Annotated in this window: 11 protein-coding genes; 3 read left to right on the top strand and 8 right to left on the bottom strand. The window is 66.9% G+C overall.

Annotated elements, in window-relative coordinates; translation table 11 throughout:
• From ACNA0R_RS23970 to ACNA0R_RS24005, 8 genes are all read right to left on the bottom strand, one after another.
• A partial coding sequence (locus ACNA0R_RS23970; protein WP_415828580.1) for a TRAP transporter small permease subunit occupies positions 1-211 on the bottom strand: 211 nt, incomplete at its 3' end.
• Between the two features lie 63 nt (positions 212-274).
• Complete coding sequence (locus tag ACNA0R_RS23975) at positions 275-1,048, bottom strand: ABC transporter permease (protein ID WP_415828581.1); 774 nt, start codon at positions 1,046-1,048, stop codon at positions 275-277.
• Positions 1,045-1,830 (bottom strand): ABC transporter ATP-binding protein, encoded by a 786-nt coding sequence (locus ACNA0R_RS23980; RefSeq protein ID WP_415828582.1) that lies wholly within the window; start codon positions 1,828-1,830, stop codon positions 1,045-1,047. Before ACNA0R_RS23980 ends, ACNA0R_RS23975 begins: the two co-directional genes overlap by 4 nt.
• On the bottom strand, positions 1,827-2,876 hold the full coding sequence (locus ACNA0R_RS23985) for an ABC transporter substrate-binding protein (protein WP_415828583.1): 1,050 nt from the start codon (positions 2,874-2,876) through the stop codon (positions 1,827-1,829). Before ACNA0R_RS23985 ends, ACNA0R_RS23980 begins: the two co-directional genes overlap by 4 nt.
• Positions 2,877-2,994: 118 nt before the next feature.
• On the bottom strand, positions 2,995-4,224 hold the full coding sequence (locus tag ACNA0R_RS23990) for a 2Fe-2S iron-sulfur cluster-binding protein (RefSeq protein WP_415828584.1): 1,230 nt from the start codon (positions 4,222-4,224) through the stop codon (positions 2,995-2,997).
• Complete coding sequence (locus tag ACNA0R_RS23995) at positions 4,221-5,063, bottom strand: FAD binding domain-containing protein (RefSeq protein ID WP_415828585.1); 843 nt, start codon at positions 5,061-5,063, stop codon at positions 4,221-4,223. The genes ACNA0R_RS23990 and ACNA0R_RS23995 overlap by 4 nt, the downstream gene beginning before the upstream one ends.
• A 7-nt stretch (positions 5,064-5,070) precedes the next feature.
• Positions 5,071-7,467: a xanthine dehydrogenase family protein molybdopterin-binding subunit gene (locus ACNA0R_RS24000; protein ID WP_415828586.1), complete on the bottom strand. Its 2,397-nt coding sequence runs from the start codon at positions 7,465-7,467 to the stop codon at positions 5,071-5,073.
• An 18-nt stretch (positions 7,468-7,485) separates the two neighbouring features.
• Positions 7,486-8,589, bottom strand: coding sequence for a TRAP transporter substrate-binding protein (locus ACNA0R_RS24005; RefSeq protein WP_415828587.1), 1,104 nt, complete (start codon positions 8,587-8,589; stop codon positions 7,486-7,488).
• Positions 8,590-8,836: 247 nt separating this feature from the next.
• On the opposite strand from ACNA0R_RS24005, the gene ACNA0R_RS24010 reads away from it, so the two are divergent.
• Genes ACNA0R_RS24010 through ACNA0R_RS24020 form a run of 3 tightly spaced genes read left to right on the top strand, consistent with a single transcriptional unit; the run spans position 8,837 to position 11,780 of the window.
• Positions 8,837-9,148, top strand: a complete 312-nt coding sequence (locus ACNA0R_RS24010; RefSeq protein ID WP_415828588.1) for a non-heme iron oxygenase ferredoxin subunit — start codon at positions 8,837-8,839, stop codon at positions 9,146-9,148.
• A 4-nt stretch (positions 9,149-9,152) separates the two neighbouring features.
• Positions 9,153-10,454 carry an NAD(P)/FAD-dependent oxidoreductase gene (locus ACNA0R_RS24015; protein WP_415828589.1) on the top strand — a complete coding sequence of 434 codons (1,302 nt, stop codon included), beginning with the start codon at positions 9,153-9,155 and terminating at the stop codon, positions 10,452-10,454.
• Positions 10,455-10,490: 36 nt separating this feature from the next.
• The gene (locus tag ACNA0R_RS24020) at positions 10,491-11,780 is read left to right on the top strand and encodes an aromatic ring-hydroxylating dioxygenase subunit alpha (protein WP_415828590.1); all 1,290 of its coding nucleotides are present in this window, start codon (positions 10,491-10,493) and stop codon (positions 11,778-11,780) included.
• The last annotated feature ends 37 nt before the right edge of the window (positions 11,781-11,817 follow it).

Here is an 11,817-nt window from a genome sequence, read left to right on the forward strand (position 1 = left end):
GCAGCGTATAGCCCGAGGCCAGCAGGAACATGGCCCCGAACATATACCACTGCAGCTCCAGCCACGCATTCGAGCTGGTGTGCAGGACCTTGCGCACCACCGCGTTGCCCGCGCTGACCAGCACCACCAGCAGCGTCACCCAGGTGACCGCGCGGCCCACGCGCAGGTTTATCGCGTCGATCAGACGCGACAGGGCTATCAACGACTGCATTTGTTTTCCCCTTTCCATAATGTTGTTGCAGGCCTGTCGCGCGCGGCGTGCGATTCCAGGACGTCAGTGATCGTCCTGATGACGCCGCCAGGGCGTCGCCCGGCGCTCCAGCCAGGCCAGCGCGCCGAACAGCGCGAGGCCGATGAAGGCCAGCACGAACAGCGCGGCGAAGACGCGCACCGTGTCGAAAGTCCCCTGCGCGGTCATGATCACGTAGCCCAGGCCGCTTTGCGACGACACGAACTCGCCCACGATGGCGCCCACCAGGGCCAGCGAAATGGCCACCTTCATCCCCGCCAGGATGGACGGCAAGGCGCAAGGCAGGCGGACCTTGAAGAAGAAATCGCGCCGCGAGCCTTTCAACACGCGGCCCAGGTCCAGAATGTCCTTCGGTACCGAGCGCAGGCCGTGCACGGTATCCACGATGATGGCGAAAACCGCGATCAGGAAAGCAATGGCGATCTTGGGCTCCGCGCCCGTGCCCAGCCAGATCACGAACAGCGGCGCGACGGCGACCTTGGGGACGCTGTTCAGCGCCACGATCAGGGGCTGCAACACGCTCTCGAACCAGCGTGACCCCACCAGCAATACCGCGACGCCCACGCCGCCCAGCACCGATAGCGCGAAGCCGGCCAGCGTGGTCATCAAGGTATAGGCGGCCTGGCCGGCGTACCAGCCGGCGTCGTTGTACAGCTCCACGCCTATCTTCGACGGCAAGGGCAGCATGATGGGCTTGACGTGCAGCAGCCGCGCCGCGGCTTCCCATATCAGCAGGAACAGGACGAGCGAACCGGCGCCGGCCGCGCCGTGCATGAGCTTGCGGGACGATGGTTTCATGCGTGGGTCCTTTCGTCGATCAGGCCCATGTCCTCGAACAGACCCCTGATATGCCGCACATAGGCGCCGAACTCCGGCGATTCGCGCAGCGACAGCGGCCGCGGGCGCGGCAGATCGATCTCCAGGGTTTCGACGATGCGCCCGGGACGGGGCGAAAACACGATCACCGTGTCCCCCAGGAACACCGCTTCGGCGATGCCATGGGTCACGAACAGCACGGTATTGCGCGTTTCCAGCCAGATACGCTGCAGCTCGACGTTCATCTGGTCGCGCGTCAGCGCGTCCAGCGCGCCGAAGGGTTCGTCCATCAGCAGCAGGCGCGGATCGTCGATCAGGGCGCGGCAGATGGCGGCGCGCTGCCGCATGCCGCCGGACAATTCATGCGGATAGCAATCGGCGAAGTCCTGCAGACCGGTCAGCTCCAGCAGTTGCCGCGCCTTGGCGGCATAGCCGGCCAGGGGCTTGCGGGCGAACTCGATGGGCAGCAGGATGTTGCGGCGGATGCTGCGCCAGTCCAGCAAGGCGTCGCGCTGGAACACCATGCCGATGCCATCGGGCGGCCCCTTCACCGGCCAGCCCTCGACACGCAATTCGCCGGCGCTGATGGTTTCCAGCCCGGCGACGCAGCGCAGGAAAGTGCTTTTGCCGCAGCCGCTGGGCCCCAGGATGCTGACGAAGCGGCCTGGCGGCAACTCGACGGAGACCGAGTCCAGCGCGCGCACGCCGCGCTCGCCCGGATACTGCTTGCCGACGCCGCGCGCCGACACGGCCGCGGTAGTCATTTGCCCACCATGGCGTCGTAGCGTTCCGGATGCACCAGGCCGGTGGCGTAGAAGCCGGCGGGATCCGCCTGTGCGCCCTGACCGGCGGCGCCGATCAATCCCACGGACGACAAGGTCTTTACCGCCTGCGCCCAATCATCGGGCACCGGAGGACCCACCCTTCCGGCCGTGAGGGTATCGCCGAAATAAGGCTTCAAGGCATCGATCTGGCCGCGCAGGACCTTGCGGTCCAGCCGCGCCTGCGGCCGTTGCGCCAGCACGGCGTCCACGGCTTCTTCCTCGTGGCCCGCGTAGATGTATTCCCAGGCCCGCGCCGTGACGCTGGCGAAACGGCCGATCGCCTCGCCACGCGCGCGCAGTTTTTCCTCGGTGGCGAACAGGCCGAAGCTGGGCATATTCAGGCCGTAGTCCGCGAAGCGCACCGCCGCCGACGGCCGCGTTTGCGATACCACGGGCAGGAAGAAGGGGATGGTGGAAAAAGCCGCGTCCGTCCGGCCGACCGCATAAGTCGAGGCCTTGCTGGCGGCGTCCACATTGACCAGTTCGACATCGCCGCGCTTCAGTTTTCCCGCCGCCAGGAATGCATCGATGAAGGGCGCTTCCAGCGAGCCCGCCGTGTAGGCGATCTTGCGGCCCTTCAAGGCGGCGGGGCCGGTGATGCCGGATTCCGCGGGCACCAGCAGGCCGATGTCGCTTTGCCGCGCGAAGACCGCGACGGCCTTGACCGGCAGCCCTTTATCGCGCGCGATCATCATGGACGCCAGCGCCGCATGCCCCACGTCGAAGGCGCCGCTGGAACCGACGATCTGCACGGTGGTGACGGAACCGTTGCCGTCCTCCAGCGTTACGTCCAGGCCCGCCTGCTTGTACCAGCCTTTCTGCTGCGCCAGGTGGAAAGGCGCCTGCACGCCCCACGGCGTCCAGTCCAGGCGCACCTTCAGGGACTCGGTGCCCTGCCCGGCCGCGGCCGTGGCGGCCGCGCCCAGGACCAGGCCGGCCAGACCCTTAAGAACATGGCGCCATGCAACTGCCCAGTTCGCTCGCATGAGCTTCCCCTTGTATGTTGTATGGACTCATCCGCACGCGATCGCGTGCGGATGGCCCCGCGGATGACGCCCGGGGCGGCCTACGCCGCCGGCGGACCCTGTAACGCCGGGGCTGCGGTCAGCCGCGGCCGAACCAGCGCTTGATGCGCGCCCAGATGACATGGAAGAACATGCCCGAGGCGTTGAACGAGGCCTGAACGGGCTCGCCCGACGCCGTACCACCCAGGCGCGCCGCGACGTTGGCGCCGAAGTCGGCGATCATCCGGCGCACGAAGTCCCGCACCAGCCCGGATCGCGAAAACTGCGCCAGCGGTCCCTGCAGCGAGTACGCCAGGTCGACGTCGACGCGCGCGCCGCCGTTGCCGGCATCCCGCACCTGGTAGGTAATGTCGCCGTTGGCGCGTGAGCGGCTGACCGTGTCCTGCCCGGCGCCGCGGAAGACGGCACGCATGGCGGTGTCGTCGCGGTCCAGCCGCGCGGCGCCGTTGAAGGCGGCACGCATGGGACCGAACTTGACGGCGATCGTGCCCTTGACCCGATCGCCCTGCTGTTCCTGGATGGAGGCGCCGGGCAGGCAGGCCGCGACGGCCGGCAGGTCCGTCATGAACGCCCATACCCGGTCCGGCGGAAACGGCACTTCGAAACCGCCGTCGATCTGGCTGGTCTTGCCGGCGCCGGGCACAGCCTGCCCGGCCTGCGCCGCCGGCGTCGGCCGCGCGTCGTCGGCGGCGGATACGGCGGCGGTCTTCGTGGCGACCGGTGTCGCGGCGGCCGTCTTCACGGCAAAGGCCTCGAACACCACCGGCTGCGCCAGCGCCGGCGGCGCACCGCCCTCCCCGCCCCGCAACGCCGCCCGCATGCGGTCCACCTCCGCGTCGGGCGATTCGCGCAGGCCGGCCAGCACCGACATCACGGCGGCGACGATGCCCATATAGCCCGTGCAGCGGCACAGGTTGCCCGACAGTTCGATCCGCACGCGCGCCTCGTCCGCATCCGGCAGGCGCAGCACGATATCGCGCGCCGTCGCCAGCATGCCCGGCGTGCAATACCCGCATTGCAGCGCGTGGTGGCGCGTAAAGGCCTCGCGCAGCCGCTGCATGACCGGGTCGGCGTCATAGCCTTCGATCGTGGTCACGCGCCGCCCTTCGCAGGCCACCGCGTAAGAGATGCAGGAACGCACCGGCACGCCGTCCAGCAACACCGTACACGCGCCGCATACGCCGTGTTCGCAACCCAGATGCGTACCGGTCAATCGCAGCTTGTCGCGCAGGAAATCGCCCAGGTGCATGCGCGCCGGCGCTTCATCGGCGACCTGGCGGCCGTTCACTTCCATCGTCACCTGGGTCATGGCTGCAATCCTTTGCCCGTCGCCTGCGCCAGGCAGCGGCCGACCGCGGCGGCATGCAACTGGCGATGCGCTTCATCCTTGCCGGGCATGGCGTCCGCCACTTCCCGGGCGATCTCCACCGGATCCAGTGCGGCGCCGCCAGCCTGCGCCACGCGCGTGGCCAGGCCTTGCAGCAGGCGCGGAGGCCCGTCCAGCGCGCCCAGCGCAATGCGCGCCTGTCCCGTTGCGGGATCGAACCACGCCGCACAGCTGGCTTCGGCGAATTCGCCGGTCTTGCGGCAGAACTTGTAATAGCCCCAGCGGGCCCGCGCGCCGCCCGCGGGGACGTGGATGGCCTGGATCAGTTCGTCTTCCCCCACGGCGGTCGTATAGGCGCCCTGCATCAGGCGGTCGGCTTCGATATGGCGCACGCCGCCAGGGCCGGCCAACTCGATGCGCGCGCCCAGCGCCGCCATCGCCACCACCCAGTCGGCGGCGGGATCCGCATGCGCCAGGCTGCCGCCCAGCGTGCCGCGGTTGCGCACGGCGCGATAGGCGATACCGGCGGCCACCGCGCGCATCGGCGAATCGCGCAGCGCCGGATGAAGGCCGTCTTCGATCTCCGCGTGCGTCACGGCGGCGCCGATGCGCACGGAGTCGCCTTCGCGGCTGACGCCACGCAGGTCCTGCAAACCCGAGATGTCGACAACCGCGGCGGGCCGGGCCAGTCGCAGATTCAGCATGGGCCCCAGGGACTGACCGCCGGCCATCAGCTTGGCCATGCCGGCATGCTCGCCCAGCGCATCCAGCGCCTGGGCCACCGACGTGGCGCGAATGTAGTCGAATTTCGCCGCTTTCATGGAGGTCTCAGGCTGCCTTGGGCTGGCTGGTTTGCTCGTGGCCCCGCCCCCGCGCGATGGCCTGGAGCACGCGGTAAGGCGTCAAGGGCGTCTGCGCCAGTTCGGCGGCGCCCATCGCGCGCAACGCGTCGTTGACCGCATTGAACAGTACGGCCGGCGGCGCGATGGCGCCGCCTTCGCCCATGCCCTTGGCGCCGAACTCGGTGTGCGGCGACGGCGTCTCGAAATGATGCATGCGCAGATGCGGCACTTCCGTCGGCCCCGGCAGCATGTAGTCGGCCAGCGTCGACGCCAGCGGCTGGCCGTTGGCATCGTAGGGCGTTTCTTCGTAGAACGCCGTCCCTATGCCCTGCGCGATGCCGCCCATGGTCTGGCCTTCGACCACCATGGGATTGATCATCGTGCCGCAGTCTTCCACCACGACATAATCCAGGATCTCCACGCCGCCGGTCGCCGGGTCCACCGCGACGGTGGCCGCCTGGCTGGCGTAGGTAAAGCAGCCGGTGTCCACCTTGGGCTTGTAGCCCACGGTAACCTCCAGGCCCAGCGGATCGACGTCCGGCGGCAACAGATGCGGCTTCAGGTACCAGGCATCGGCGACGTCGCCCATGGACACCGAGCGTTCATCGGCGTTCGCCGCCACGAAGCGGCCGTCGCCGACCTTCAGCTGTTCCTCCGGCGTCCGCAGCAGATGGGCGGCGATATGCATGACGCGCGGCAACAGCCGCTTGCATGCCTGCGACACCGCCCCGCCCGACATCACCAGCGAGCGCGACGCATAGGTTCCGGTGGAGTAAGGCGTCTGGCCGGTATCCCCGTGCAGCACCTTGATGCGCGCCACCGGAATGCCGAGGATTTCGTTGGCGATCTGGGCAAAGGTGGTTTCCATGCCCTGCCCGTGGGAATGCACGCCCACCCTGACCTCCAGCCCGCCGTCGGGCGTAATCCGGGCGGTGGCCTGGTCGAAGCCGGGTATCACCGGCGTGCCCCAGGTGGCGAACACGGACGTGCCATGCGCCGCCTGTTCCGTATAGGTAGCGACGCCCAGCCCGATCAGGCGGCCATCGGCCTCGCCGCGCCGCTGGCGTTCGCGTATACCGGGCGCGTCTATCATCTCCAGCGCCTTGCGCAGGCTGGCCGGATAGTCGCCGCTATCCAGATGCTTGTTGGTGACGTTCACATAGGGCATCTGCTCGGGCTGCACCAGGTTGTCCAGGCGCACTTCCCAGGGCTCGCGGCCGACCTCGCGGGCGATCGCGTCCATCATCAATTCGATGGCGAAGCAAACGCCCGTGCGCGCCACACCGCGATACGGCACGAAGCCCGGCTTGTTGGTGGCGACGGCGCGCGTCACGCAGCGATAGCCGCGAAAGGCGTAAGGCCCCGGCAGATTGCCCACCGCCTGGCCCGGCTCCAGCCCGATCGTGAAAGGCCAGACCGAATATGCGCCGCCATCGACGGTGATCTTCGCATCCAGGGCCAGCAGCTTGCCGCGCCGGTCCGTGTAGGCCGTCATCTCGTAATGATGCTCGCGCGAATTCGCGCCGGCGGTCAGGTGCTCGCGCCGGTCCTCGATGAAGCGGAACGGCCGCCTATAGGTCTTGGCCAGCCAGGCGATGCAGAGTTCTTCCTGTTGCAGCACGCACTTGTAGCCGAAAGCGCCGCCCACATCCGGCGAGATCACCCGCACGCGGGCCTGCTCCAGCCCCAGGCATTCGGCCAGCACGGTACGTATCATGTGCGGCACCTGCGTGGCGCTGTAGACCACCAGCTGGTCGGCCTGATGGTCCCAATAGGCAAGCACCGCCTTGCCTTCCATCGGCACCATGCACTGGCGCGCCAGCCGCATGCGCCGGTTCACGACGACGTCGGCCTGGGCCGCCAGCGTATCGAATTCCCGGTCCGCGGTCAGCGTAACGAAGACATTGTCCCGCCATGCTTCATGCACCAAATCGGTGGTGGCGGATTGCGCGGCGAACACGTCGGCGTAGACGGGCAGGTCTTCGTAGTCGACGTCGACCAGCTCAATGTAGTCTTCGGCTTCGGCGCGCGTGGGCGCGAACGCCATGGCGACCGGTTCGCCGACGAACCGGACCTTGCCGCTGGCCAGCGGCGGCTGGGCCGACGACTGGTACGTGGGCAGGGTCGAATCGGCCACGATGTCCGTGCAGTCGGCCATATCCGTCCGCAGCACCACACAGGCCGTCACGCTATCGTCCACCCGCGTCCCGGCGATGCGCGCATGCGCCAGCGGGCTGCGCAAAAAGGCGACCTCGGACAAACCGGGCATGGCCATGTCGGCGACGAAATTGCCTTTGCCGTGCAGATGGCGCGCGTCCTCTTTGCGAGGCACCCGCGCGCCCACGCCTTCAGGCTTGACGGACCTGCCGTGTTCCACCGTCATTCTGCTCCCCCGCGCTGCTTACTTGGACTGGGCCCTTGCCACTTCGGCAAACGTGTAGTTGTCCAGGGCGCTTTCCGCGACGCGGAACCAACCCGCCTCGTCCTGCTGGAATTTCTTCCAGCCCGGATACAAGGCCTTGAAGTCCGGGTTATTGGCGGACAGCTCTTCCCACAATTCCTGCGATGCCTTGTACACGGCATCCATCACTTCCTTGGGAAAATAACGCACCTTGGCGCCATTGGCGATCAGGCCGCGCAGGGCCTGTGGATTGCGGGCATCGTAATTGGCCAGCATGCGCATGGTCTGTTCGCCGGCGGCGCATTCGAACGCCGCCTTGTATGACGCGGGCAGCGCTTCCCAGGCCTTGTCGTGCACCATGCTGGTGATGGAGGCGCTGCCTTCGAACCAGCCCGGGGAGTAATAGAACGGCGCGACCTTGTTGAAGCCGAGCTTGGCGTCGTCGTAGGGTCCTATCCATTCCGCCGCGTCTATGGTGCCTTTTTCCAGGGCGGGATAGATATCGCCGGGCGGGATCTGCTGCGGCACCGCGCCCAGCTTGGACAGCACCATGCCGCCGATGCCGCCGATGCGCATGTTCAGGCCCTTCAGGTCCGCTACCGATTTGATTTCCTTGCGGTACCACCCGCCCATCTGCACGCCGACGTTACCGCAGACGTGGTTGACGATGTTGTACTTCTTGTACAGCGTGCGCAGCTGTTCCAGGCCGCCGCCGTAATGTATCCACGCATTGTGCTGGCGCGCGTTCAGGCCGAACGACAAACCGGTATCGAAAGTCAATGCGGTGTTCTTGCCGATATACGCGGTGCTCAGGACATGATTGCATTCCACCGTGCCGTTGCTGACCGCATCCATGTTCTGCGCGGGCGGCACGATCTCGCCGCCGGGAAAGGCGCGGATTTCGAACTTGCCGTCGGTCAGCTGCGAGATGCGCTTGCACATCTCATCGGCGGAGCCATAGATGGTGTCCAGGCTCTTGGGCCAGCTGGTGGACATGCGCCAGCGCACGGACGGATAGGCCTGCGCGACGGCCGGCGCGGCGACCGCCGCCAGCCCTGCGCCCGCGGCCCCCGCGGCCTGCGTAAGAAAACGGCGTCGTTGCATAACTCTGACTCCTGGACTCGTGGACCGTGGGTGCGTCGCGCTCGACGTGCACGACTGTGCCGAAAAAACGTAAGTACACTGACTTGTTAGTCAGCATACTGAGAGAGTTTTGGAGTGTCAACGATGATTACCCGAGTATGTCGCGCGAGCTGTCGCAGGCGCCTCGCCCCGGGAAATCCCTAGGAACGCGCCGCTTTTTATGAGCAGTACACTGATCACAATTACTCAGCATACTGACGAGAATGATATGAACTGGACAAAAATCGCATCGACGGACGCGCTGGCAGACGACGAAGTAATGGCGGTTGAAGCCGGCGGCAAACAGTTGGCGTTGTACCGCAGCGAGGGCGAGTTCTTCGTATCGGATAACGTATGCACGCACGCCTACGCGCTGCTGTCGGACGGCTATCTGGAAGATGGCTGTATCGAATGTCCGTTGCATCAGGCGCGCTTCGACATCCGCACCGGCAAGGCGATGTGCGCGCCCGCCACGCGTGATATCCAGGTCTACCCCGTCAAGGTGGAAGGCAGCGACGTCCTTGCCGATGTTTCCGAGTAGGCCCATGGCGGCTCCCGCATCCATCGTGATCGTCGGCGCCGGCCAGGGCGGCGCCATGGCGGCGGCCGCCCTGCGCTTGCAAGGCTATGCCGGAAAACTGACGCTGGTCGGCCGTGAATTTCATGCGCCCTATGAGCGCCCGCCCCTATCCAAGGCGGTGCTGCGCGATGCGGCGGCGGAAGCGGCGGCGGCCATCCACGCCGAGGCTTATTACGCGGAGCAGGACATCGAGCTGATGCGCGGCGTCGAAGCGGTGTCGCTGGATCGCGCGCGGCGGGAGATCGTCCTGTCGGACGGCATCGTCCTGGCCTACGACCGCTGCCTGCTGGCGACGGGCGGCCAGGCGCGGACACTGCCGGCGCTGCCGCCCGGCATGGCCAAGGTGCACTACGTGCGCACGCTGGACGACGCCCGCGGTCTGCGCGCCTGCCTGCGCGCCGGCGCCCGCGTCGTCGTCATCGGCGGCGGTTTTCTCGGTCTTGAAATTGCGTCCACCGCGCTGGAAAGCGGCGCGGACGTGGCGGTAGTCGAAAGCGCGGAACGGCTGCTGCCTAATGCCCTGCCCGTCCCGCTCGCGGAGTGGCTGGCCGCGCGCGCGATTGCATCGGGCGCCAGGCTGCACCTGGGCGCGCGTATCGCGTCGGTGCTTCCGCGCGCGGACAGCCCGGGCGCCGGCCCGTCCACCAACCCGCCGGCCGGGCTGCTGCTGGACAACGGCCTATCCCTGCCGGCGGACGCCATCGTGGTGGCGATCGGCCTGCAACCCGAGACCGGACTGGCCCGCGCGGCGGGGCTGGAGATCGATGCGAACAACGGCGGCATACGGGTCGACGCGCACTGCCGCACTGCCGATCCGCGCATCCTGGCGATCGGCGACTGTGCCAGCCAGCATCGCGATTTCCTGGGCCGGCATGCGCGGCTGGAGTCCTGGCAGAACGCCAACGAACAAGCAAGGGTGGCCGCCGCGGCCATGCTGGACGCCGATCCCCCGCCCGCGCCCTATCCCTGGTTCTGGACCGACCAGTTCGGCTGCAATATCCAGATGCTGGGTATGCCCGTGCCGGGGCTCGCCTACGTATGCCGCGGCGCGGCGCCCCCGGACACCGGCACGCCCAGGCTTATCTGGCTGGGCCATCGCGACGGCGTGCCGGTGCACGGCGTCGCCGTCAACGCCGCGGCGGATCTGCGCCAGATGCGCGTCCTGTTCGAACGCGGCATCCCCATGGACCCCGCCGGCTTCGCCGATACGAATGTCGCCCTGAAACCCTGGATCAAGGCCTGCCAGCAGGCCGCCGCGCCGGCTTGACACGAGCCGGCGTCATGCATCGCGCAAGGAGCCCACATGTACCAATCCCAAACCGTGATCGGCCGCACCGAAGCCGCCAAGGACGCCGAACTGGCGCAATGCAAGTGGCCGGAAGACGCCCTGCACGCCATTCCCGACTGGATCTACACCAGCAACGCCATCTACGAACGCGAGATGGAGCGCATCTTTCGCGGACGCAGCTGGAACTATGTCGCGCTGGAGGCCGAGATCCCCAATCCCGGCGACTACAAGCGCTCCTACGTCGGGCCGACACCCGTGGTGGTATCGCGCGCCGACGACGGCTCCATCCATGTGTTCGAGAACCGCTGCGCCCACCGCGGCGCGGAGTTCTGCCGCAACTCGCAGGGCAATACCAAGGAGTTCGTCTGTCCCTACCATCAATGGTCCTATGACCTGAAGGGCAACCTGCAGGGCATACCCTTCAAGCGCGGGGTGAACAAGGAAGGCGGCATGCCCAAGGACTTCCGCAATGACGAGCATGGACTGCGGCGGTTGCACGTCACGACCCGGCACGGCGTGGTCTTCGCGTCCTACGCAGCCGATGTGGAACCGATAGACGAATACCTGACGCCGGAGATTCTGGCCGACTTCGATACCGTTTTTCCGGGCAAGCCGCTGAAGATACTGGGCTACTACCGCAACGAGCTGCCTTGCAACTGGAAGATGTATCACGAGAACCTGAAGGATCCCTACCACGCCACGCTGCTGCATTCCTTCCTGGTCGTCTTCGGGCTGCTGGTCGCCGGCAACAAATCCGCCATGCTGGTGGACGGCGTGCATGGCCGGCACGGCACCATGGCGTCGGCCAAGAGCGAAGACAAATACGCCAGCGTCAGCGAAGAAAACAAAAAAGAGATGCGGTCCTTCCATGACGGCCTGCGCCTGCGCGACGACCGCTTCCTGGAATTCGTCAAGGAATTCGACTCGCCCTGGTCGGTGACCATGCAGACCATCTGGCCCAATCTGATCGTGCAGCGCGAGATGAATACGCTGGGCGTGCGCCACATCGTCCCCAACGGGCCGGACAGCATGATCATGCAATGGACCATGTTCGGCTACGAGGACGACACGCCCGAAATGACCCGCCATCGCCTGCGCCAGGGCAATCTGATGGGGCCGGCCGGGTTCCTGGGACTGGAGGACAACGAAGCGATGAAGTTCGTGCAGGAAGGCGTGCGCCGTTCAACCACGGACGTGAACGTGCTGAAGCTGGAATCGAACAAGCTGGGCACGTCCAACACCTTGATATCCGAGGCGGCGATCCGCTCGATGTATGGCTATTACCGGTCCGTCATGGGACTGTAGGGCGCCCCGCCACGCCGACCTTGCCACGAAACAGCAC

Origin of the sequence: Bordetella sputigena (assembly GCF_965137885.1) — a bacterium.
Taxonomy (GTDB): domain Bacteria; phylum Pseudomonadota; class Gammaproteobacteria; order Burkholderiales; family Burkholderiaceae_B; genus Bordetella_C; species Bordetella_C sputigena.